At 60.5% G+C, this 24005-nt stretch carries 20 protein-coding genes; 9 read left to right on the plus strand and 11 right to left on the minus strand.

Going from position 1 to position 24005, the window contains the following annotated elements; all coding sequences use genetic code 11:
• Positions 1-11: 11 nt before the first annotated feature.
• From ACVVH8_RS10735 to ACVVH8_RS10745, 3 genes are all read left to right on the plus strand, one after another.
• Positions 12-872: a CsgG/HfaB family protein gene (locus ACVVH8_RS10735; RefSeq protein ID WP_083368634.1), complete on the plus strand. Its 861-nt coding sequence runs from the start codon at positions 12-14 to the stop codon at positions 870-872.
• Positions 873-2137: 1265 nt separating this feature from the next.
• On the plus strand, positions 2138-2506 hold the full coding sequence (locus tag ACVVH8_RS10740; RefSeq protein ID WP_475229972.1) for a DUF6124 family protein: 369 nt from the start codon (positions 2138-2140) through the stop codon (positions 2504-2506).
• Positions 2507-2776: 270 nt separating this feature from the next.
• Positions 2777-2995, plus strand: a complete 219-nt coding sequence (locus ACVVH8_RS10745; protein WP_475229975.1) for a hypothetical protein — start codon at positions 2777-2779, stop codon at positions 2993-2995.
• A 73-nt stretch (positions 2996-3068) separates the two neighbouring features.
• Here the strand turns inward: ACVVH8_RS10745 and ACVVH8_RS10750 are convergent, their stop codons facing one another.
• The 6 genes from ACVVH8_RS10750 to ACVVH8_RS10775 form a co-directional block, all read right to left on the minus strand.
• The gene (locus ACVVH8_RS10750) at positions 3069-3353 is read right to left on the minus strand and encodes a type II toxin-antitoxin system RelE/ParE family toxin (RefSeq protein ID WP_082341417.1); all 285 of its coding nucleotides are present in this window, start codon (positions 3351-3353) and stop codon (positions 3069-3071) included.
• Entirely contained in the window at positions 3343-3549 is a 207-nt protein-coding gene (relB, locus tag ACVVH8_RS10755) for a type II toxin-antitoxin system RelB family antitoxin (protein WP_034152589.1), read from the minus strand. Before relB ends, ACVVH8_RS10750 begins: the two co-directional genes overlap by 11 nt.
• Before the next feature lie 270 nt (positions 3550-3819).
• A complete protein-coding gene (locus ACVVH8_RS10760; RefSeq protein WP_475229978.1) occupies positions 3820-5271 on the minus strand; it encodes a curlin in 1452 nt (483 codons plus the stop codon).
• Positions 5272-5298: 27 nt separating this feature from the next.
• The gene (locus ACVVH8_RS10765) at positions 5299-5763 is read right to left on the minus strand and encodes a curlin (protein WP_475229980.1); all 465 of its coding nucleotides are present in this window, start codon (positions 5761-5763) and stop codon (positions 5299-5301) included.
• A gap of 71 nt (positions 5764-5834) precedes the next feature.
• Positions 5835-8069 carry an Ig-like domain-containing protein gene (locus ACVVH8_RS10770; RefSeq protein ID WP_475229983.1) on the minus strand — a complete coding sequence of 745 codons (2235 nt, stop codon included), beginning with the start codon at positions 8067-8069 and terminating at the stop codon, positions 5835-5837.
• Positions 8070-8104: 35 nt separating this feature from the next.
• On the minus strand, positions 8105-9451 hold the full coding sequence (locus tag ACVVH8_RS10775) for a hypothetical protein (RefSeq protein WP_475229985.1): 1347 nt from the start codon (positions 9449-9451) through the stop codon (positions 8105-8107).
• Between the two features lie 553 nt (positions 9452-10004).
• Between ACVVH8_RS10775 and ACVVH8_RS10780 the strand changes: the two genes are divergently transcribed.
• The 5 genes from ACVVH8_RS10780 to ACVVH8_RS10800 all read left to right on the plus strand — a co-directional run bounded on the left by ACVVH8_RS10780 (position 10005) and on the right by ACVVH8_RS10800 (position 18683).
• A complete protein-coding gene (locus ACVVH8_RS10780) occupies positions 10005-11453 on the plus strand; it encodes a sensor histidine kinase (protein WP_103305809.1) in 1449 nt (482 codons plus the stop codon).
• A gap of 335 nt (positions 11454-11788) precedes the next feature.
• Positions 11789-14596, plus strand: coding sequence for a multicopper oxidase domain-containing protein (locus ACVVH8_RS10785; RefSeq protein WP_213028201.1), 2808 nt, complete (start codon positions 11789-11791; stop codon positions 14594-14596).
• Entirely contained in the window at positions 14593-15696 is a 1104-nt protein-coding gene (locus ACVVH8_RS10790) for an SCO family protein (RefSeq protein ID WP_475229988.1), read from the plus strand. Before ACVVH8_RS10785 ends, ACVVH8_RS10790 begins: the two co-directional genes overlap by 4 nt.
• 94 nt (positions 15697-15790) lie before the next feature.
• Complete coding sequence (locus ACVVH8_RS10795; RefSeq protein WP_475229990.1) at positions 15791-17284, plus strand: sensor histidine kinase; 1494 nt, start codon at positions 15791-15793, stop codon at positions 17282-17284.
• Positions 17253-18683 (plus strand): sigma-54-dependent transcriptional regulator, encoded by a 1431-nt coding sequence (locus tag ACVVH8_RS10800; RefSeq protein ID WP_475229993.1) that lies wholly within the window; start codon positions 17253-17255, stop codon positions 18681-18683. Before ACVVH8_RS10795 ends, ACVVH8_RS10800 begins: the two co-directional genes overlap by 32 nt.
• A 156-nt stretch (positions 18684-18839) precedes the next feature.
• Here the strand turns inward: ACVVH8_RS10800 and ACVVH8_RS10805 are convergent, their stop codons facing one another.
• The gene (locus ACVVH8_RS10805; RefSeq protein WP_401299153.1) at positions 18840-19187 is read right to left on the minus strand and encodes a hypothetical protein; all 348 of its coding nucleotides are present in this window, start codon (positions 19185-19187) and stop codon (positions 18840-18842) included.
• 246 nt (positions 19188-19433) lie between these two features.
• On the opposite strand from ACVVH8_RS10805, the gene ACVVH8_RS10810 reads away from it, so the two are divergent.
• A complete protein-coding gene (locus ACVVH8_RS10810) occupies positions 19434-20240 on the plus strand; it encodes a class I SAM-dependent methyltransferase (protein WP_103305815.1) in 807 nt (268 codons plus the stop codon).
• Between the two features lie 222 nt (positions 20241-20462).
• Here the strand turns inward: ACVVH8_RS10810 and ACVVH8_RS10815 are convergent, their stop codons facing one another.
• The 4 genes from ACVVH8_RS10815 to ACVVH8_RS10830 form a co-directional block, all read right to left on the minus strand.
• Entirely contained in the window at positions 20463-21155 is a 693-nt protein-coding gene (locus ACVVH8_RS10815; protein ID WP_103305816.1) for a GNAT family N-acetyltransferase, read from the minus strand.
• Between the two features lie 114 nt (positions 21156-21269).
• The gene (locus tag ACVVH8_RS10820; RefSeq protein ID WP_475229995.1) at positions 21270-22061 is read right to left on the minus strand and encodes a ChbG/HpnK family deacetylase; all 792 of its coding nucleotides are present in this window, start codon (positions 22059-22061) and stop codon (positions 21270-21272) included.
• Positions 22033-23217 (minus strand): GNAT family N-acetyltransferase, encoded by a 1185-nt coding sequence (locus tag ACVVH8_RS10825; RefSeq protein ID WP_213028206.1) that lies wholly within the window; start codon positions 23215-23217, stop codon positions 22033-22035. The genes ACVVH8_RS10820 and ACVVH8_RS10825 overlap by 29 nt, the downstream gene beginning before the upstream one ends.
• Positions 23218-23221: 4 nt before the next feature.
• On the minus strand, positions 23222-23911 hold the full coding sequence (locus ACVVH8_RS10830) for an N-acetyltransferase (RefSeq protein WP_475229999.1): 690 nt from the start codon (positions 23909-23911) through the stop codon (positions 23222-23224).
• Between the last annotated feature and the right edge of the window lie 94 nt (positions 23912-24005).

Raw genomic sequence — 24005 nt, forward strand, 5'->3', positions numbered from 1 at the left:
GAGTGATGGACATGAAAAAATTAATCGCGCTAGGGCTGATGTTGGCGACATTACAAGGGTGCAGTCTGCGTGAGCCGATGCCGGCCGAGCAGGACACCGAAACCCCGACCCTGACTCCAAGGGCCTCGACTTATTACGACTTGCTGAAGATGCCGCGCCCCAAGGGGCGGCTGATGGCGGTGGTGTACGGCTTCCGTGATCAGACCGGGCAGTACAAGCCGACGCCCGCGAGTTCGTTTTCCACCAGCGTGACCCAGGGTGCGGCGTCGATGTTGATGGACGCGATGCAGGCCAGTGGCTGGTTTGTGGTGTTGGAACGGGAAGGGCTGCAGAACCTGTTGACCGAGCGCAAGATCATTCGCGCGTCGCAGAAGAAGCCGAATACGCCGGTGAATATTCAGGGTGAGCTGCCACCGTTGCAGGCGGCGAACATGATGCTTGAGGGCGGGATTATCGCTTATGACACTAACGTGCGTAGCGGTGGGGAAGGGGCGCGGTATCTCGGGATCGATTTGCAGCGTGAGTATCGGGTGGATCAGGTGACGGTGAATTTGCGTGCGGTGGATGTGCGTAGCGGGCAGGTGTTGGCGAATGTGATGACCAGCAAGACGATTTATTCGGTGGCGCGCAGTGCCGGGATTTTCAAGTTTATCGAGTTCAAGAAGTTGCTTGAGGCTGAGGTTGGGTATACGACGAATGAGCCGGCGCAGTTGTGTGTGTTGTCGGCGATTGAGGCGGCGGTGGGGCATATGGTGGCGCAGGGGATTGAGCGGCGGTTGTGGCAGGTGGCGGGGGACGCTTCTACGCCTGGGCAGGATGATGTGTTGAATCGGTATTTGAGCCAGAACAAGGTTGATCCGGATGCCGAGTGAACGTGGCGGCCTTCGGGCCGACCAGGTTCTTGCCGATGTACTCGGTTCCAACTGTAGGAGCTAGCCCTGCTGGCGATAGCTATCTCTCAAACGCTGATGCTTTTGCGGATGTACCAGAAACTTGTGGGAGCTGGCTTGCCAGCGATGGCGGCCTTATAGCCGACCAATCTCTGGCAGATGTACCCAGTTTCAACTGTGGGAGCGAGCCTGCTCGCGAAGGCTTTTTGTCAGGCGGTGGGGTTCTTTCTGATTGAGTACATATCCGTTTCTGCGGTAATGGCTGCTTAGGGTTCCGCCCTTACGGCGGGTCACTTTTTCCAGACGCCGAAAAAGTAACCAAAAAGGCTTGCTCCTACGTGCGGCCCGCTCGCTGGGGCTCGGGGTTCCTTCGCTCCGGGATCGATCCGGGCGCAGCGTCTCCGGTTTGCTTCGCTGCACCTCCTCTCGCTGTGTTTGGCTGCGCCAAACGGTCGCTGCGCTCCCACGCCCGGATCAATCCCTCCGCTCAGCCTTCCGACGTCGCCCGTGGATCAAGATCAAGAGCTGCAGCCGAGCTAACGCTCATCCTGTTGAGTGGTGAGGAGCACAGCGTGCTCGGCTTTTGATCTTCGTAGGAGCTGGCTTGCTCGCGAAGGCGGCCTTACAGCCGACCAATCTCTTGCTGACAGAGCGCGATTCAATTGTAGGAGTGAGCCTGCTCGCGATAGCTATCTTTCAGACTCAGTTGCCATTGCGGATGTACCCAAATCCTTGTGGGAGCTGGCTTGCCAGCGATGGCGATCTACGAGCCGACCAATTCCCGCCGGTTGCACACATTGACTGTAGGAGCTGCCGAAGGCTGCGATCTTTTGACTCTGATTTTTTAAGATGAATATCAAGATCAAGATCAAAGATCGCAGCCTGCGGCAGCTCCTACACATGCGTATTTCAATTCGGAATGTTTAAAGGATGTTTCGAATTAGCAGAACCTTCCCACAATGTTTTCAGGTTGTCCGTCGGACGTCCGGTCTCTAGCCTGTGTTCGTCGCTGCCAATTCAGCGACCGGGCGTGGAAACCCGAGTAACTACAGAGCGCACTAGCGCCATTCATAACGTATCCTTGCGCACCTTCACTGTGTGCACTTTGTTATGGCGGCTGTGCGTGGGAGACCTTGTGTCTGCCGGGTTGCCTCTGTCCCGGGTTTCCAACCTGCGTACAGCTGCCACCTATTCGCTTGGAAACCGAATGGGGGGCCAGCTATAACCGTCATACAGGGTAAATAATCATGAAAAAACCAACACCCAACCCCCCAGAACCAGACACCAACACCACATCCCCCTACGCCTCCGTCGACAGCAAAAAACTCCACGAAGCCGCCGACCGCGCCCTCGATTTCTACCTCAAGCCCACCGCCCACATCATGTCCAGCGCCAACGAGCCGGAACCCATGTACCTCGCCAACCCCAGGTACAACACCGAATCCCTGCTCGCGAACGCCAGCGAAACCCTCGGCTCGGCCAGCGAAATGCTCATCAACTTCGCCGCTTCGCTGGAAACCTCACACCGCAAGACTGCACTGGGTATCGCACAGGTCGTCATGCTGGGCGAACTGGCCGTCAACCAGGCCCTTGATCACGTCGAACTCAAGAACTAATCGCTTTTGATTGATCGTTCCCACGCGCAGCAAAGGAATGCAGCCCCTGACGCTCTGCGTCAAATTCGCAATTTGGAATGCGGAGCGTCCCGAGAGGCATTCCGTTGCTGCGCGTGGGAACGATCAAATGTCGGCCCTGATTGAGGAAAAACGAAGAAGGCATGAAGCGGGGCAGGTGCCTGGCGGTGGCAATGTGAGAAGTAGAGAAGCGTAATGCCGATTTTGGCTACTCTACTGCTTCCTGACGGCTAACTATTTTTTGAGGAGCGTATGGACCTTTCACCACCACTCGAAATCGACAGCGCAGCCTATGCAGAATTCTCAGTTCTGTGGGAAATGGGTTCTTTTGATAATCAGCGATTGGGACAAGCCTTCTACAACCATTTTCGCCTCCATCGGTTAAACGATCAGGCTTTGTTACAGGGGCTTTACGAGGCTGACGGCAAGAAGGCTCGAGCTGCAATAAATCGCATATTTCATCTCAATTAACTGAGTACTGAGATAAAAAAAACCGTGCCTCCACGGGAAGCACGGTTTCTTGTGTTGAGACGAGGAAGCGATCTTAACCGGGGTCGCGTCGAGGGTACTCCTGACGCGCATGCAAGATGCTCACAATCTCAATGTGGTCCGCCACTTGATAAACGACGAGATAGTTCGGGCTTACGACAATCTCTCGAGTGCCGGGAGAGCGGCCTTTGCGATACAGGTGTGGATGCCAACAAAGCGCAGACGTAGTTTTTACGACGGACTTGTGAAGTGCAGTCGCCGCTACAAAATTTCGCTCGCCAATGTACTTAAGGATTTTCGAGAGTTCGACCCTGGCCTTGGGTCGCCACTTAATCTGCATCAGCGCTTTTGCGCATTGATTCCATCAAGGCATTTATTTCCTCCATCACCTGCTCATGGGGAATACTCGGACGCGGATCATCGAGAGAGGCCTGTACTTCTGCCCGAAACCAACGGTCATAACTCGCAGCCTGCTCCTCGGGATCAAGATCCGAAACAACCGGGCACAGTGGGTCGATCAAGGACGGGTCGATCATAGAACCTCCGGGTTTAGTGCCTCGAAGTCTATTCGTTAACGGTATCGCTGTCGTCGCTGTCTGGATGAATTGCATGTAGGCCAAGCTCCATGAGGATCAAGTTGTCCCGGCAAATCCTAGAGCCTGCACTTCCGACGGCCAACCGCCAGAACTTGTCAGAAAACTCCCCGAATTTCTGAAAACGTTCCGTTTTCCGTAGGACGCAACTCAAGCGTCAGCGCAAAAAAAACCGCGACCCTCAGCAGGTCGCGGTTTTCCAACACCCAACCCCTACTGCTGCAAAACCGTCGCCTGGTTAGCCGACCCGAACTGCTGAATATTCGCAGTCTGCGTAAACCCGCTCTGATCGACATTGGCAATGTTCCCCGTGCCGCCCTGGGTCACATACGCCACGTTCATCGTGTCCGCCTGTTTCACAGTGATCTGGTTGTCACTGCCATACAGCTGCGCGGTGTACGCCTGGTTACCCGATCCCGATTGATCAAACTCAGCACTGTTTCCGGTGCCATTCGAAGAACCCTGCACCAGGTTGCCGGTCCCGCGCTGATCCGAGATCAAAATGTTGTCGCTGCCATTCTGATCAAAATAAAGCTCGTTATACGACTCGGCCTGACTGACCGTGGTCTTGTTGCCCGTCCCGGTCTGGTGTGTGGTCATCACATGCCCAACGCCATCCTGTGTGAAGCTGGCGATGTTGCCATTCCCCGCCTGGGTGACGGTCGCACGTTGGTTGCTGCCGAACTGCCCGCCGGACTGCGGGCCTTTCCAGTTGCTGGCGTAGACCTTGTTGTCGTTGCCCACGGAGGTGGCGCTGAGCACGTGGCCCTCGCCGTTCTGGTAGGTGAAGTGCACGTTGCCGTTGCCGACTTGATAGAGCGCCAGTGTCGAATTGACCGATTCGAACTGGTCGGCGTAGATCGCGTTGCTGTTGCCGACCTGCGTCACGGCGGCGCTGTTGTTTTCGCCGAAGCTTTGGTCGACCACGGTTTCGTTGCTGTCGCCGTACTGGTTGATGGTGGCTTGGCTGGCCAGTTGCGAGTCTTGCCAGATTTCGGTGCCGTTGAGGTTGCCGAACTGGTTGATGGTGATGTTGCCGCCGGTGCCGTTGCGTTGGTCGCCGTAGGCGTAGTTGCTTTCGCCAGCCTGGTTGATGCCGATCTGGCCGCCGTTGTGGGTGACTTGTTCGGCGGTGCCGTAGTTGGCGGTGCCGTACTGGGTGATCACTGAGCTGTTGCCGACGCCTTCATAGAGTTGTTCGATGTTGGCTTCGTTGCTGTCGCCGTACTGGAAGGTTTTGCCTTCGCTGCCGTTTTGCGAATCCTGATAGACCAACGAGAAGTTGCCGGTGCCTTGCTGTTGTTGCAGCGCGCTGTTCGGTGAGCCGAAGCCCAGTGACTGGCTGGCGTGAGCGGTGTTGAAGGCGCCGACCTGTTGCTGGGTGATGGTGGCGTTGTCTTCGTAAAGTTGTTCGGCGTAGCCGGCGTTGTAGTCGCCGACCGCGTCCTGGGTGATCACGCTGCTGGCGTGGTCTTGCACGGCGGCGGCGTCGTTGCCCTGGCCCAGTTGGGTCTGGGTGGCGGTGCTGAACGGTGCCTGGGTCTGTTTCACGTCCGCGATGTTGGCGGTACCGGCCTGGCTTTGGTTGGACAGGCTGTCGTCGGCCATGGCCTGGGCACTGATCATGACCAGGAGGGCGGCGGTGAGGGGCGTCAGTTTGAACATGATTGAACTCTCCGATGATTGCAGTGCTTAGCGGTATTGCTTGACCGAAACGCTCATGCCGTTGCCCGACTGGGTCACGGCGCTTTGCAGCCCCGCGCCGGCCTGCTCGATGCTGGCGTCGTTGTTGTTGCCGTTTTGCGAAATCTGCGCGCGGTTGTGGCTGCCGTTCTGGGTGATCGAGGCGGCGTTGCCGGAACCGTTCTGGTTGATCAGTGCCATCAGGTCGCTGCCCTGTTGCAGGATGTACGCCTCCTGATTGCTGCCCGACTGCACGATCTGCCCAAGCAGCGACTGCCCGTTCTGTTGCAGCAGGGCGACGTTGGCCTGGCCGAGCTGGTCGATCAGGGCTTGCTGACCCACGGGTGGGGGCAGTTCGCCGAGGTCGCTGCTGGTCGGGGCCAGGTCGTCGTTGTCCATCAGGTCGTCGGCGCGCACGCCTGCACTGCAGCACAGCAGGAGCAGGCAAAGCAGGGCGGCGGTCGGCGTGTTCATGGCGAAAATCCCGGGTCATGAAAACTGGCCCACCGGCCCGGTCGCGATGACCGGGTGGTGGGGGCGGAGGGTTACTGCACGGTGACCGGGACGGTGCGCACGGTGCCAGGCGTCGTGCGGATCGTTGCGGTCGGGTTGGCCGACGGCACCACGGTGGTGTTGGTGACGGTCAGTCTCCAGCGACCGGTCAGTGGCACGGTCGTGGTGCCGAGGGTCACCAGGCCGGTCGGTGTGGTGACTTGCACGGTGACGGTGTTGCCGAGGATCACCGACGAGGTCCCCGAGAAGTCCCAGGTGAAGCGATTACCGGCCCGTGCGGTCACGGTGGCGGCGGTGACGGCGAAGGTTTCCGCTGGCGCTCTTGGCGACACCTGCACGGTGACCGTGGCCGGTGTCGACAGGGCGCCGAAGCTGTCCCGGGCGACGTAGGTAAAGGTCGTGGTGAAGGCGGTCAGGATGACGGCTGGTGGGGTGTAAGTGACCACGGTACCGTCGGTGGTGACGGTGCCGCGACCGAGCGCCGGCTGGGTGACACTGGCCACGGCCAGCGGCACGTTGCCTTCCGGATCGGTGTCGTTGGCCAGCACACTGATCGGCACGGTCAGGCCTGCCGTTGCGATGCTGTCGGCGACGGCGGTGGGCGCCTGGTTCGGGGCGACGGTGATGGTCACAGTGGCCGGATTGGCCGAGGCCAGCCCTTTGGCGTCCTGCGCTTTGTAGGTGAAGGTCGTGGTCAGTGGCGCGTTGACCACGGCGGGTGGGGTGTAGACCACGGCGGTGGTGCCACTGAGCACGACGGTGCCTTGGCCGGCTGCCGGTTGAGTCAATGCGGTGATGCTCAGCGGCGTGTTGCCGTCGGGATCGCTGTCGTTGGCCAGCAGGTTGACGGTCACCGGCACGCCGAAGCTGGTGCTGCCGGTGTCGGCGTTGGCGATTGGCGCCTGGTTGGCGCCGGTGTCCGGTGCGGTGCCGACGACGACAACGGGCTCGGTGTCACTGCCGCCGGCGGCGGATTTCACCGTCACGGTGGCCGGTGGCTGAGTCAGGTCGGCGACGGTGATGCGCTGCAGGGTGCCGGTCTTCGACAGGCGTCCGTAGCCTTGGGCAACCATGTCCGGAACCGCCACTTCATCGGTCGATGTCGCTTCGATCAGCAAGCTGTGGTTGGCCCAGCTGTAACGCGCGGTCTGCACTTTCACCACGTCGGTGAGCTTGGCCGACACAGCGGTCGGACGCGTGGTCCCGGCCGGGTTGGTCGCAGTCACCACCACCACGGGCGGCACGGCACCGCTGCCCAGGCGTTGGCCGAAGAACAGCCCGGTGTTGTCACCGGTCAGGCTGGTCTGGCACGGCGTTGGCGGTGGACCGGGGAGCAGCGCCACGGTTTCACGGAAACACAGGGTCGAGCTGCTGTCAGCCTTGGCGAACACTTCGGCACGCACCCCGGCCGAGGTGCGGCGATAGGTGGCGCGGTCGATGTCGACGTGGGTTTGCTGACGGCTGTCGAGCACCTTTCCGGCGACGGTGAACAGGTTGGTCTGAATCGTACCGGCGCCGGACGGCCCGACGATGCGTACGAAGTTGGTGTCGAACGGGCTGCCGGTCACCGCTTCGGTGAGGTTCGGGTCGCCGACGAAGGTTTCGACGCCGCCGGTATCGGGGTTCACTTCGGTGTACGGGCCGTTGATGCTGCGCAGGAACGGCCCGATGGCGCCGTTGAGGGTGCCGCTGAAGTCGCCCGGCGCACCGATGCCGATGTCTTTGGTGATGTTGATCGCCCGGCGCCCGGGTGTGGTGACGTTGACCGTTTCCACACCATACGGGTGAGTGATGGTGTAGGTGCCGGCCACGGGTACGTTCACCCGGATACGGATCCGCGCGAAGCTTTGTTGATCGCCGTCAACCGGGTTTTCCGAGGCAAACGCCGCCTCTATCCCGGCGACATAAGCGTCCATGCCAAAGCCGGCGCCGTTGTTGGGGATAGTGGTTTCGGCGAGAAACCAGAAGGCTTCCGGCGGCCAGTTGTCCGGGAACACCATCGGCAGGCTGTCGTCGTAGATGCCCGGTTCCGGCAGCAGGGTGCACATGTAGGCCGGTGGGGTGCTGGCCGCTACCCGCGAGCTGGCGGCGCGCGATTGGCACAGTTCCATCGACAGATTATTGCTGTCCTGATACCACATCGGGAATTTCCCGGTGGCGAAGGTGTAGGGCCCGGGGTCGACGGCGGCGAGTTGCGCATAGGCACTGCCGGTCAGCGAGAGAGCGAGCCCGAGCGCGTTGAGCGCAAAGCGTGGCCACTTGTTCATGATGCCTCCTGATGCGGATCTGGGCATGTGAGCGTTCATTGCACGATGACCACTTCTTCGGTATCGCTGCCGCCGTTGGACGACGTCACGCGGACCTTGGCTGGCGGTATCGGCGAGATCCCGGTGGCCAGGGTTTTCACCGCGCCGTCGCCGCTCAGCGCACCAATTGCGGCGCCGCTGATGGAGGTTGCGGTGAGTACCGGCGGTGAGGTTTCGTCACTGGTCGAGGCCACCAACGTCAGTTGCCCGGAGCTGAGGCTGTACTCGGCGCGCTGGATCACTACCAGGTCGGTCAGTGTCATGGGCAGGGTGGTCGGCGTGCTGCTGGCGATGGCCAGGTGGTTGTCGGCGGTCACTTGCAGGACGCTCGGCAAGGTCGGGTTGGCCGACGATTGCGCGTACCAGGCACCGGTGGAGTTGGCTTCGGTCATGTTCAGCACCGGGGTGAGGCTGGTCACGGCGACGGTGCCGGGGGCTGGTGGTGCGAGAACGAAAACGTCCTGCTGAGCGGCCGGCGCACTGGTCCCCGCTTTGCGTGAGTAGGTGCTGCGCTGGGTGATCATCGGCGTGGGTCGAACCACGGTCGACAATTTGCCGGAGACGGCGAATGCGGTGGTGCGCAGGTCCAGTCCGTTCGGACCTTCGATGCGTACGAAGTTGGTATTGAACGGGCTACCGGTCACCGCTTCGGACAGGTTCGGGTCGCCGACGAATTGTTCGGCGGCGCCGGTGACCGGGTTGGTCTCGGTGTACGGGCCGTTGACGCTGCGCAGAAACGGGCCGATGTCACCCTTGAGCGCGCCGTCATAGGTTTTCGGCGTGCCGATGCCGATGTCGCGGGTCATGTTGATCGCGCGACGGCCGGGGGTGTCGATGTTGAACACGTCAACACCATACGGGTGGGTGATGACGTAGGTGCCGGCAGTGGGCACATCGACGCGAATGCGGATCCGCGCGAAGCTGACTTGATCACCTTCCACCGGTTCTTCGGCGGCGAACGCGGCTTCGACGGCGCTGACGTAGGTCAGGTCGATCCCGCGTGCGGCGTCGACAAGGGTGGTTTCGCCGGTGAACCAGAATGCTTCATCGGGAAAGTTGCTCGGGAAGACGATTGGCTGGGTGTCGTCGAACACGCCGGGGGTCGGCAGCAGGGAGCACATGTACGAAGGTGCGCCCGGTGTGCTTGGCACTCGCGAGCTGAGCGCTTTGGACAGGCACAGATCCAGAGTGCGACCGTGGGTGTCCTGATACCAGCTGGCGAAACCGCCGTTGGCCGCCGCATAAGGACCGGGGTCAACAGCAAACAAAGCGGCCTGAGCAATGCCCTGGGCCAAGGCGCTCACGACCAGGACGGTCGCGGTTTTGGACAGTAAAGGGTGCATGAGTTAATCCCTCTATCAAAGTACCTGCCCCTTGGGGATGGGTCAGTTGCACAGGGCCTGTACACCTTCCATGCCAAGGTGCGGTGGACGGGCGGGAGAGGGCCGGTTTAGAGGGTTTGGCGGGCGTTTTGGCGAAGTTTGTGGCCTGCGGGGAAAGGGCGTCATTCCCCAGAATCGGGGACGATGGGGATGAACACTGAACATCTGTCGTACACCGACCCTTGTAGGAGTGAGCCTGCTCGCGATAGCGGTCTTCCTGTAGCAAAAATGTTGACTGACCCACCGCCATCGCGAGCAGGCTCACTCCTACAGGGTTCTTAGGTGAACACTAAATATGTGAACGACCGTAAATCCTGTGGGAGCTGGCTTGCCAGCGATGACGATGGATCAGTCGACATCCTCGGCACAGACAAACCGCCATCGCTGGCAAGCCAGGCCCCACAGGGTTTTTGGTGTTTGTGGGATCAGCGCAATCGGGTCGATATCCCCGCATCCGGGCAAACCCCCACCCGTGGGCTATAACCCTATAGGGACGTATCGGGAAGTCGCCGCCATGAATATGCAGTCGAAATCGCTTCCGGTTGAGGAGGGCACGCTACGGTTGGGTTCGCGCAAGCAACCGTTCAACCTGCTGCGCTGGTTTTCGCTGATCAGCATGGCGGTGATCGGCACCGTGGCCATCGCACTCGGGATGGTTTCAACGCGTTTCGTGATCGATGAAAGTGTGCAGCGCGATGCCTTGCTCACCGCGCAATTCATCCAGGCCATCGCGTCCGCCGAAGTGCGCCACGTGTCGATTCCCAATATCCGCACCATGGGCGAACTGCTCGACCCGCGTCAGGACAAGGACTTCCCCGATGTCGATCCGCAGGCCCGGGCAGGGGCGCGGGGGGAATTTCTCGATCACATCGAACACTTGCCGGACGTGATCCTCGCCAATATCTACGCGCCGGACCGGCTGGTGATCTGGTCAACCAATCCGGCGCTCGTCGGTACCAGCATTCATGCCGACGAAGACCTCGATCGCGCTTTCAATGAAAAGATTCCGGTGTCGGCCAGCTACCACGACGTTGACAAGGCCCGGGAGGAACAGAAGTTCATCATCCCGCCGGATTACATCTTCATCGAGAACTACATTCCGCTGTTCGACGCCGAGGGCAAGAACGTCACGGCGATGGTCGAGATCTACAAAGAACCCAAAGACCTGATCGCGCGCATAGAGCGCGGTTTGACCTTGATCTGGCTGGCCACCGCGCTCGGCGGCGGACTGATTTATCTGGGCCTGTACTGGATCGTGCGGCGCGCAGCGATTCTGCTCGCCGCCCAGCAAAAACAACTGATCGCCAATGAAACCTTTGTTGCCCTCGGCGAGATGTCCTCAGCGGTCGCGCACAGCTTGCGCAATCCGCTGGCGACCATCCGTTCCAGTGCCGAACTGGCACTGGAGTTCGACGCCGGCCCGGCTGAAAAGAACATCAAGGACATCATCGGCCAGGTCGACCGCATGTCGAAATGGGTACGCGAGCTGCTGCAATCGCTGCGTCCGCTCAACGATGACCCGGAACCGGTGAACCTTGTGGCGGCGTTGCACGAAAGCCTCGTCGCCTTCGAACAGCAGATCGCCAGGGCCGGCGTTACAGTGGTGTTTCATCCGCAGCACACACCGATGGTGCTCAGTCAGCCGGTGCAGTTGACGCAGATCCTCAACAGCCTGCTGGCCAATGCGCTGGAGGCGATGGACAAGGGCGGCACGTTGACCGTCAGCCTTGAACCGAGCGGCGATCGTGGTGTATGCGTGGTGCTCAGCGACACCGGCAAAGGTATGAACGAGGAACAACGGACCATGGCGTTCCGGCCGTTTTTCACCACCAAATCGGGGGGCTTGGGCGTCGGCCTGGTGCTGGTCAAACGCATCATGGAGCGCTTCGGCGGCGGCGTGACCCTCGACAGCCGCGAAGGCGAGGGCACCACCGTGCGCCTGGCCTTCCAACGCGTCCCCTGATTTACACCTTCCCCCTGTGCATGATCGTTCCCACGCTCTGCGTGGGAATGCCTCAAGGGACGCTCCGCGTTCCAATGGGACGCAGAGCGTCCCGGGCTGCATTCCCACGCAGAGCGTGGGAACGAGCAAGAAGGTCGCAGCCTGCGGCAGCTCCTACACAGGTTTATCAACGCCGCAAAAAGTTATGAACTTCCCCCACCAATGGGTGTCAAGCCCCGGTCACCGGGGGGTGGGGGAACCCACAGCGTCCCCAAGCCCCTGTAACAACTGGAAATAAATTCTTGGCGCACTAGTTGCAAAACACCATCACCCCTTCCTTGATGAGGCGGCTGGTGATGGACAGAGCAACGCGTGACCTAAGCAATACCTTCCGGTTGACGCCACTGAGCGTCTTTCTGATGTTGACCCTCGGCACCATGACCGTGGTTCAGGCGAGCCCGATTGATGATGAACGCCAGCCCGAAACGTCCGATCCGTCGGCGTACTACGACGAGCCGGCGGACGAGCCGACCGCCCTCAACGCCATCCTGACCATGCCCGAGGCCAACGAAGACTCCTTCGATTTGCCCGACGGGGTCAAAGGCACGCGAGACTCGACCCGCACGGAAAACGTTCTGCCGCCCACCGTGCAGACCAGTTTCAACTACCCCACCAACGGCAAACCCAGCCCGCTCTATGGCGCGCAGCCGTTCAGTCAGCAGTTGCTGCTGTTCGAGGAATTCGGCCCGGAAAAACTCGACCCGACCACCCCGGCCGCGCCGTTGCCCTTTCCGCCGGCCGCGATCGGCCCGGCCCCCGCGCAGGACCCGAACAACATCGCCCGCAGCGCGCCACCCGGCACGGCGCTCGATGCGTTCTTGCGCCAACCGGGGCTGACACCGTTCCCCAGTCAGTTCTCCAACGTTGTCGACCGCAACCCGTGGCAGGCGCAGATCGAAGTGTTCCTCAACCGCCACATCGGCTCCTCCGCTGAAGGACGGCCGCCAGGAAAAGGCTGGTCGCACCAGCGCTGGAACGAGTTCTACCCGCAAGTCGCCTACAAAACCGTGCAGACCGGCGCGCGCCTCAACGGCGGCCTGCGTGACAGTCGGCAAATGCACGGCTATGCCCTGGGCGAGTTCGGCCCCGGCGGTCTGTACCACAACGTCGCCGGCGTACCGGCGACCGATGGCACCGCCAAAGGCGTCGACCCGCGCTTCCACCCGAACATGCCGGTGCAGAACCACAATTCGGTATGGACCTTCGACGGTACGCTGCCGCCGAAACTGTTGATGGTGCGCTACGGCCAACCGGTGATGATGCGCCACTACAACGGCTTGCCGATCGACCCGTCGGCCAACCGCGGTTTCGGCCTGCACACCATCAGTACCCACGAGCACAACGGCCACGCGCCGGCGGAAAGCGACGGCTATGCCAACGCGTTCTTCTTCCCCGGCCAGTACTACGATTATCGCTGGCCGATCCAGCTCGCCGGTTACGACAGCATCAACACCAAGGCGGAGGACCCGCGCGCGGCGTTCCCCTGCGCGCCGGGCGAGACCCTGTGGGTCAACGATCTGGCCCCGGCGAAGAAGACCTGTAATAACGGCACCATCAAGATCCGGGGCGACTGGCGCGAAACCATGAGCACCCACTGGTTCCACGACCACATGCTCGATTTCACCGCGCAGAATGTCTACAAGGGCAACGCGGCGATGATGAACTACTACAGCGCGCTGGATCGCGGCAACGAGTCGGTCAACGACGGCGTCAACCTGCGCTTCCCCAGCGGCAGCGCCTTGCCGTGGGGCAACCGCGACTATGACGTCAACCTGGTGTTCGCCGACAAGGCCTGGGATCAGGAAGGTCAGTTGTGGTTCAACCCGTTCAACACCGACGGCTTCATCGGCGATCAGGTGCTGGTCAACTGGCAGTGGAAACCGACCCTCGATGTGCGCGCACGCAGCTATCGCTTCCGCATTCTCAATGGCTCGGTGTCGCGCTACTTCAAACTGGCGCTGGTGCGGGAAATCAAAGGCAGTGGCGGAGAGTTCCAAGGGCCGAAAAACTCGGGTCTGACGTACAGCCGCGTGCCGTTCCACATGATCGCCAACGACGGCAACATCATGGAACACAGCGTGCCGTTCGACGGCAGCATGGACCTCGACGCCGACGGCGATAAACAGAACCACAACGCGATCCTGCCTACCCAAGGCATCGCGGAGCGCTTCGACATCATCGTCAACTTCGCGAAAAACGGCATCAAGCCTGGCGACAAGCTGTTCTTCCTCAACCTGCAGGCGCAGGACGACGGCAAAGGCCCGAAAGAAATGATCCCGCTGGCGGATGTGCTCTCGGAGAAATACCTGCCGGTGATCAAGCAAACCAGCAAGGGCCCGCAGTGGGACAAGGGCGATCCGGCGGTGGGCAAGGTTTTGCAACTCAACGTCAAGGCCTACACCGGCCAGGATCTGGCGATGAACCCGGCAGCCTACGAACCGGCCAAACCCGGCAAGGCTGAAGGGCTGGTGATGATCCCGCTGAAGATCCATCGCGACAACGCTGCCGACAAGGCGCTGCTGGCCAAAGCCCGTCACCGCACCTTCACCTTCGGCCGTGCCGATGGCACCGATGAAGCACCGTGGACGGTCAAGACCGACGGTGGTTTTGGCTACCACATGGACCCACGGCGCCTGAACGCCTCGACCCAGCTGTCCAGCGGCCCGACCGATGCCGGCGTCAGCGGATTCGGCACTCTGGAAGTCTGGAACATCAAGGCCGGCGGCAAGGGCTGGAGCCATCCGGTGCATGTGCACTTCGAAGAAGGGATCATCCTCAGTCGCGGCGGCAAAGCACCACCGGAATGGGAGAAATGGGCGCGCAAGGACGTCTACCGGATCGGTTCCGAAGCCGATGGTCTGGACAACGTCGAAATGGCGATCAACTTCCGCGAGTTCGCCGGGACGTACATGGAGCACTGTCACAACACCCAGCACGAAGACAACTCGATGCTGCTGCGGTGGGACCTTGAAAAACCCGGGCAACTGCAGTTGATGCCGACGCCTCTGCCGAGCTGGGACGGCGTGCGCTACGTCAACTCGGCCGCGCTGCCAACCTTCCGCAATGGCGACGGTTACGGCCCGCAAGTGGTGGTCAAGCCATGAACCGCCGCCACGGTGACAGCCAACCGCTGCATACCCCGCGCTCCCGGGCGCTGGGCATGCACCTGGTGCTGGTGCTGGTGGCCTGCGTGCTCGGCAGCCGCGTGCTGCTCGCGCACCAGGCCAGCGTTGACGCAACGGCAGCGACCAGCGAATCCGCCACCCCGTGGGGTGGCGACTATTTCCCCAACACCTTGCTGACTGATCAGGACGGTCGGCAGGTGCATTTTTTCGATGACCTGATCAAAGACAAAGTGGTGGTGATCAATTTCATCTTCACGTCCTGCAGCGACTCTTGCCCACTGGAAACCGCGCGCTTGCGTCAGGTGCAGAAACTCCTCGGTGATCGGGTCGGCCAGGACATCTTTTTCTACTCGATCAGCATCGACCCGCTCAGCGACACCCCCGAAGTGCTCAAGGCCTATGCGCAGCGCTTCAAGGTCGGCCCCGGCTGGAAGTTTCTCACCGGCGAATTCGAAGACGTCACCGACCTGCGCAAGAAACTCGGGCTGTTCATCGAAGGCGTCGACAACGGCCGCAGCAAGGATCACAACCTCAGCCTGATCGTCGGCAACCAGACCACCGGGCGCTGGATGAAAGCCTCGCCGTTCGAGAATCCGTGGATCCTCGCCGATCAACTGGCCAACACTCTGCAGAACTGGAAACAGCCGAGCATCGAAGAAAGTTACGCCGACGCCCCGGACATTCGCCCGCCGAGCAATGGCGAAGAACTGTTCCGCACCCGCTGCGCCTCGTGCCACAGCCTCGGCCCCATGGATGGCCAGGGCCTTGGCATGCGCAGCATCGGTCCGGACCTGATCGGAGTGACCCGCAACCGTGATCCGCAGTGGCTGAATCGCTGGATTCGCGAACCGGATCGCCTGCTCGCGGAAAAAGACCCGACTGCCCTGCAACTCTACGAACAGTTCGAGCGAATTCCGATGCCCAACCTGCGCCTCGACGAGGCATCTGCGCAGTCGATCATCGACTTCCTCAGCGACGAAACCGAGCGCCAGCAACCGTCCGCCAATGTCATGGCCGACGGTGCATTGACGCCAGTAAAACCGGGCGATCCAGCCGCGACGGTGAATCAGATGCGGTAGCGGCGAAATAGCATCATTGAACCGTGTGTCGCGGTCAGAGCCACCTACACTGATGGCTGTAACTGGCTCGATACAAAACCTCCAGGGCACTCCCATGCAGCGACTGGAAATACAAAAAACCTCCGCGCCGGACACGCCGGCGGCAATGGGCAAGAGCTGGCGCGAACAGTTCAATCTGCTGCGCTGGTTCTCGCTCGCGAGCTTTTTGATCATCGCCGTCGTGGCGGTGGGGCTGGGGTACATCTCGACGCGCTTTGTGGTCACCGAAAGTGTCGAGCGCGACGCCTTGCTGACCGCGCAATTCGTTCAGGCCATTGGCTCGGCGGAAATACGCCACGCCGGCATCACCCCGGCACGCACCATGGGCGAAATGCTCGATCCACGCCAGGACGACAACTTTCCCGATGTCGATCCCGTTGCCCATGCAGCGGCGCGCGCGGAGTTTCTCGACCATATCGAACACCTGCCAGACATTCTTCTGGCCACGGTGTATGCGTTGGATCGCACGGTGATCTGGTCGACCAATCCCGAGCTGATCGGAGTCAAATTCGAGGATGACGACGAACTCGACGAATCGTTCGAGATGAAAGTCGCGGTGTCCTCCAGTTATCACAAGATCGACGATGAGAAACCCGAGCAGCAGTTGTTGCGCGAACCGAAGTATCTGTTTATCGAGAACTACATCCCGATGTTCAACGCCGACAAAAGCAAAGTCGTGGCCATGGTCGAGATCTACAAGGAACCGGCGGATCTGGTCGACCGCATCGACCGTGGATTTGCCTCGATCTGGGCCGCCACGTGTTTCGGCGGTGCGGCGATCTTTCTGGCGTTGTTCTGGATCGTCCGCCGCGCGGCGAAACTGCTGCAGAGCCAACAGCAACAGTTGATCAGCAATGAAACCTTTGTCGCCCTCGGCGAGATGTCCTCGGCGGTGGCGCACAGCCTGCGCAATCCGCTGGCGACCATTCGTTCCAGCGCCGAACTGGCCCAGGAAATCGCCAGCCCGGGCGCGCAGCGCAACATTGGCGACATCATCAGCCAGGTTGATCGCATGTCGCGCTGGGTCCGAGAGTTGCTGGTGTCGCTGCGGCCGATGAACGACGACGGCGAGGCGGTGGACCTGGTGATGGCGGTCGAAGACACCGTTGGCGCCTTCGAAGCATTGATCAAACGCTGCAACGTCGAAGTGCGCTTCACACCGCAGAATTGCGCGCTGGTGGTCAGCCAGAAGGTGTTGCTCACACAAATCCTCAATAGCCTGTTTGCCAATGCCCTGGAAGCCATGCCCAAGGGCGGTGTGCTCAGCGTCGAATTCGAATCGCCGCAGCCTGACAGCGTGCGCCTGACCGTGAGTGACACCGGCAAGGGCATGAGCGCGCAGCAGCAACTGTTGGTGTTCAAACCGTTTTTCACCACCAAACAGGGCGGCCTCGGGGTTGGCCTGGCGTTGGTCAAACGCATCATGGAGCGTTTCGAAGGTTCGGTCGTGCTGACCAGCCGCGAGCAGGAAGGAACCCGCGTCAGTCTCAACTTCAAAGTGGCATCGGGAGGGGAATATGGAACACAGCATTCTGCTGGTCGAGGATGACGAACTGCTGGCCGAAAATATTCAGACCTACCTGGAGCGCAAGGACTTCGAGGTGACGGTCTGCCATTCTGCTGAAGATGCGCTGGAGCAATTGAACAGCTTCATGCCCGACATCGTGCTGACCGACAACTCGCTGCCGGGCATGAGTGGGCATGACCTGATCCAGAAGCTGCGCATCAGCGCGCCAGATCTGAAAGTGATCATGATGACCGGCTACGGCAACGTCGAAGATGCCGTGGTGGCGATGAAGGAGGGCGCCTTTCACTACGTCACCAAACCGGTCGCGTTGCCGGAACTCAAACTGCTGCTGGACAAGGCTCTGGCCACCGAACGGATGGAGCGCACGCTGTCGTTCTATCAGGACCGCGAGGCGCAGAAATCCGGGGTGCAGGCGCTGATTGGCGACTCGGCACCGATGCAGTATCTGAAGAACACCATCGGGCAGTTGCTCGACGCCGAGCGGCGCATGGCCAACACCGATCTGCCGCCGGTTTTAGTCGAAGGCGAGACCGGCACCGGCAAGGAACTGGTAGCTCGCGCCCTGCATTTCGATGGGCCGCGTAGCAAGGGGCCGTTTATTGAATTCAACTGCGCGTCGATTCCGTCGAATCTGGTGGAGTCGGAGCTGTTCGGACATGAGAAGGGCGCGTTCACTGATGCCAAGGACCGTCGCGTCGGTCTGGTGGAAGCGGCAGATGGCGGCACACTGTTTCTCGATGAGGTCGGCGAGATGGATCTGCTGCTGCAGGCCAAGCTCCTGAAGCTGCTTGAGGACCGGACAATTCGCCGGGTCGGCTCGGTGAAGGAGCGCAAGGTCAATCTGCGGGTGATCAGCGCGACCAACTGCAACCTTGAGCAAATGGTGCAACAGGGCAAATTTCGCCGTGACCTGTTTTTCAGGTTACGGATCATATCGATCAAAGTGCCGCGCCTGTACGCCCGGGGCGACGATATCTTGCTGCTGGCGCGGCACTTCCTCACCAGCCACGGCAAACGCTACGGCAAACCGAATCTGCATTTCAGCCAGCAGGCCGAGGAGTTGCTGCTCAGTTATACCTGGCCGGGCAATGTGCGCGAACTGCGCAACATGCTTGAGCAGACCGTGCTGCTGGCACCGAGCGACACGATTGCTGCGCATCAATTGAACGTGTGCATGAGCCTGGTCGACGAACCGCCGCTGCATATTCATGAAGTGCCGATGCACTACGAACCTCGACCGGCGAGCAACACCGAATCGATGAACCTGCCGGAAGTCGAACGCGACATGGTGCGCAAGATGCTCGACAAGACCGACTGGAACGTCACCAAATCAGCGCGCCTGCTGGGCCTGAGCCGCGACATGCTGCGTTATCGCATCGAAAAACTCGGCCTCGCCCGCCCGGATAAACGGCAGTGGTAAAAGTGGTGACCGCCTGCACCCAAAACCCTGTGGGAGCGGGCTTGCCCGCGATGAGGTAGTGTCAGTCACCAGATAGATCGGCTGACAGGACGCCATCGCGGGCAAGCCCGCTCCCACAGGGTTTTGTGGCGTCTGGTTAATACTTGGTAATCAGGATCAATGCTGCTGCCGGCTCAGACACTCCAGCAAACAACCCGGATCCAGCACCTCGTCATTCACGTAAATCCCGCGCTCGGCATCGTACGTGCGAATAAACACCCGCACCGTCGCATCCGCCACGGTGGGCAATTGCGAGTCGTAGAACACGTGATCATCCGGAATCACCACAAAATCCTGCGGCGCCGTGTCCTCGTAAGGCTTCGGCGGCGTTGCGTTCAAGGAATACGGAGCAGGGTGAGCAAAGGGCTGGTTGGGCCCGTAGTAAACAAAATTGCTGTCCAGCGCTTGCGCCTGATTGGCAGCGAGCAGACAGCCGGTCAACAACAGCCGATCGAGCATTTGCATGGCGGCACCTGCGAGTGCGGTTTTCCCCAAGGCTATTAACTATAGCTGCCCGCCATTCAAACAATCAGATATGTAGGAGCTGCCGCAGGCTGCGATCTTTTGATCTTGACCTTTAAAAACAAGATCAAAAGATCGCAGCCTGCGGCGGCTCCTACACGAATTGGCTTACAAGTTTGCAACAACCGTAATTGCCGGGCTGATCTAGACTCGGATCCGCTCAATCACGAGCATCGTCCGGAGTGCGCCATGGAAGTGCCGAACAATAAAACCGCCATCGAGAGCAATCGACAGGCGTGGAACGATTCCGCCCGCCATCATCAGGATTCGCCTGACTGGCAGGCCTTGTTGAACGACGTTGCGCAGGCAGAATTCTCTTGCCTCGACGACACGTTGCGCGGCTTGCTGGAGCAAGTCGGGGTTGATGGCAAAGACGTGATCCAGTTGGGCTGCAACAACGGGCGCGAAAGCCTGTCGCTGTTCGCCCTCGGTGCGCGCGGGGTTGTCGGTGTTGATCAATCGGTGGCGTTCCTTGAGCAGGCCCGTGAACTGAACCGCCGCTCAGCGCACAACGCCGAATTCATCGAAGCCGATATCCATCATCTGCCTGCATCGCTGCAGAATCGCTTCGACGTGGCGCTGATCACCATTGGTGTTCTCAACTGGATGCCGGACATCGGCGAGTTTTTCCGCCATGTCGCCGCGACCCTCAAGCCGGGCGGAAAACTGGTGATTTATGAAACCCATCCGTTTCTGGAAATGGTTGATCCGGATGCGGAAGATCCTTATCGCCTCGCCAGTTCGTACTTCCGCGCTGAACCGTTTGTGCAGGAGGAACCGATTGTCTATGTCGGCAAGGTTGAACAGCAGGCAGCGAAGTCGTACTGGTTTGTGCACACGCTGGGGGCGATTTTCAGCGGTGCTATCGGGGCAGGGCTGAGCATTGCGCATTTCAAGGAATACGCGCATTCGAATCGGGAAGAGGTGTATGACCAGTATCTGAATCAAGAGGCGCAGATGCCGATGTGTTTTACCCTGGTCGCCACCAAGGCCTGAATGCCTTATCGCGCCGACTGGCCTCATCGCTGGCAAGCCAGCTCCCACAGTTTTAGTGTCGTACAAATAATACTGAGTACAACTCAAAACCCTAAGGGGGTTGGCAAGCCAGCTCCCACAGTTTTAGTGTCGTACAAATAATACTGAGTACAACTCAACCCCTGTGGGAGCTGGCTTGCCAGCGATGGCGGCCGAATAGTCGCCATCCCTTTCAAGGATTTATCAAGCCTGCGCCGCCGCACTCACCACCGGCCGCCCCGGTTTACGAAGTGGGTCAAGACGTGAGCCCTCGTAGCGGCTTTCACTGAAGAATTTCCAGCGACCGAACAGGCAATAAACGTGAGTGACCCGCCCCTGTTCGTGGTAGCCCATGCGGATGTGCAGCTTCAGCGCCGGAATGTTGTGGGTCTCGCAGACATCCACCACCTTGTTGCAGCCCTGAGCCGCCATGGCTTCCCACAGCGCGACCTGCACGTCCACCGACAGACTGCTGCCGAAATAGGCGCGGGTCATTTCGCCACCAAACTCAAAGAATTCGCCAGGCTTCACCGGGAAGGTGCAGCCGTAATAGTGACGGTCGTGATAGTCGCGAATGCTGCCCCAGATAAACGCCACCGCGTGGCCGTCAGCGTCGAGGTACATGTGCCCGGTGTGACCCTCGGCGGCCAGTTCCGCCATGGTCTCCACGCGATCACCGAAATGCTTGCCGAACGCCCCGGCATTCTGAGGCGTGATGTCGACTCTGCGCAGGCCAGCGTAAGGCCGCAGCTTGTGCGGCGGCACCGGGCTGACCAGGTCGCGCTCCATCCACAACAGTTCCCAATGGAAGAACACGTAGCGTTTCCACAACGTGCCGAAGGTGCGACCGAGGCCTTTCTGGCGGATGCGTTCTTGTAGTTTTTCGATGACACTCATGATGCCCTCCGTGGCCGCAGCCCGGGTGTTGTGGATGGTGCTTTTGTGGGTATAGATCACCTTTGCGAGTACATTTCAAAGTGCCATCTTTGAAAGTATTGCAAGGTATGTAAGTCAATCGAGTGCCGCAGCACCGCGTAGAAAATCCTTGTTCAATTCGGCGTAGGAAACCCGTGGAATACCCGCCAGTCGCTGCTCTAGCACGCGGTTCAGGGATTCGTCGGGGTTGAGGTAGGCGTCACCAAAATCGTCGCCAAGCTGAGTCGGATGAGCGACGATTTCCAGCACACCGTCGGTCGGCGCGAAGTCGTTGCGCAAGTCGATCGGCGTGCACACATAGTCAGCGGTCACACCGGCCAGACCCTGCAAACGCCAATTGAGCAAACTTTTGAACAGCCGTTTCGCCAGGTTGAGGTTTTGCCCCAGATTGCGCGCCAGCCGAATCGGTACGCCCTGATGCGCTGCGAAGCGGGCGACGATTTCGCCGATCGGCCAGATGTTATGCACGTGCTGATGCGAATCGATATGGCTCGGGCGCACGCCATGGTCGACACAACGCTGCCACTGCGCCTGCAACTCTTCACGCACCGCGTCACGATCCTCACGGCTGAGCCACAGACTGTGGCGCGGCAGGCTGAGGTCGAACACACCATGGCTGTCGCAGAACGTTCGGCGCAACAGGATGGCCCGGCTTAACGGGCGCCCGTAAGTCAGGTTGAAGTGCAATCCGACCCGGCCTTCCAGCACAGGGTGCCGGGCCATGGCACACGCCGCTTCAAACGCCGGCATGTTGGCCATCGCCGTGGCAGAACTGATGACCCCGGCCTGAAATGCAGCGAAGATCACCGTGTTTTCATTCGGGCTGAGACCGAAATCGTCAGCGTTGACTATGACTTGGCGAGGCATGTTCGCCCTCCGTGGTGATCGCGACAGGTTTCAGTGTGGGTTTCGCAAGCTCTGCGCGCCGCGCCCGCCAGCCTTGCACGCGCGGCTTGAGTCGATGCCACAGGCGCAAGCCCAGACCGAGGACGAGGCCACTCGGCCGCCAGGAGTAAAAGCTCCAGCGCCAGTGCTCCAGTTGTCCGGTCATGCGTTCATGCAGTTGATGGCTGGAGTTTTCCAGGCTGACCCGCGAGGCATCGATCCAGTGCCAGTGCTCGTCCAGCCCCCAGCGAATCCATTCCTCCAGCAACACCCGGCCGCTGCCCAGGTCGGCGTATTGCGGCAGGAAGGCGAGGTTGTAATCGTAGAGTCGACTCTGTTCGAGCAGACCGAGCCGATAGCTGATGCACCGCCCGTTCAGCTCCAGCGTCACCAGCCGCACCAGGCCTTGGCCGGCGAGGGCGGTGAAGGCGCGCTCGATCAGGAGTCGACTGCGTTCGCTGGCAAAAATCCCGACGCCTTCGTCACCTTTCCAGCTCACTGCTTCGACTTCACTGATCGCCTGCAACAGGGGCCCCATGGTGACTGCATCCGGAATGATCCGCCGCACCTCGGCGCCACACGCGGCAATCCGTTTACGCGCCCGGCGCAGTTTGTAGCGTGGATCGCCGGAGACTTCCTGATGATCCGCCTCGCTGATCAGATGTACCGGCACCCGACAACTCAGGCGCCGCTCAGCGGTGGAGCTGCGCGCCATCCATTCGGTCAGCGCACTTTCCTCACCGGCAGGCTCGGACACTTCATTGAGCTGCAGCAGCGCGTGGGGCACACGTTGGCGGATCAACGACAGCGCCTGGCGCATACCTTCGCTGTCCAGTAGCGACAGCAGCGCGAGGCGATCCGCCAGCGGATAACCCAAGTGGTGCAGCACCCGGAACGGCACGCCGAAAAAGCGCTCGCGACTCGCCACCAGCGGCAGGCACAGACGCAATTCGTCCGTCTCCCAACCCAGCAGGATGTGCAGACGCTCACCCTCACCGAGTGCCTGCTCGGCCGCACACAACCAACCGAGGTTGTTGAACGGCGTGTGATCCGTCACCCGCAGGCGCAGCGCTTCATACGCTGCTGCCGGGAAATCGGCGGCGCACAGTGAAGTGCACCATTCGAATCGCGTCACCATAGGCTCAGGCCGCCGTAGCTGTTACAGGTGGACGGGAAGGTTTGCGCAACGCATCCAGACGCGAGCCGCTGTAGCGGGTTTCGCGGTAGAAGCGCCAGCGGTTGAACAGGGTGTAGACGTTCATGATCCGCCCCTGTTCGGTATAGCCCATGCGCAGGTGCAGCTTGAGCGCCGGAATGTTGTGGAACTCGCAGACATCCACGACTTTGTCGCAGCCTTGCGCGGCCATGGCTTTCCACAGCTCCAGTTGCAGATCCACCGACAGCTCCGAGCCCCAATAGGCACGGGTCAGTTCACCGCCAAACTCGAAGAACTCGCCGGGTTTCACCGGGAACAGGCAGCCGTAGTAATGGCGGTCGAAATAGTCCCGCGCACTGCCCCAGATAAACGCCACGGCATCGCCGTGATCGTCCAGGTGCATGTGCCCGGTGTGGCCCTCGTTGGCCAGTTCCGCCATGGTGCAGACGCGGTCGCCGAAGTAACGGGCGAAGGCGCTGGCGTTGTCTGCGGTGATCTTCACCACCCGCAACGGCGGGTAGGGCTTGAGGCTGTGCGGCGGCACCGGGCTGACCAGATCGCGCTCCATCCACAGCAGCTCCTGATGGGAAAAGATGTAGTGCTTCCAGGCCTTTTTGACGGTGGCAGACAATCCTTTCTGCTTGATGTGTTCGCTGAGTTTGCTGACGATGCCCATTGTGCGTACTCCGGAGTTCCGGCAAGGCGAACGACTGTGGCGAGGGGCTCTGTGGCGAGGGGATTCATCCCCGATGGGCTGCGCAGCAGTCGTC

Source organism: Pseudomonas trutticola BRTCR10 (assembly GCF_056155105.1).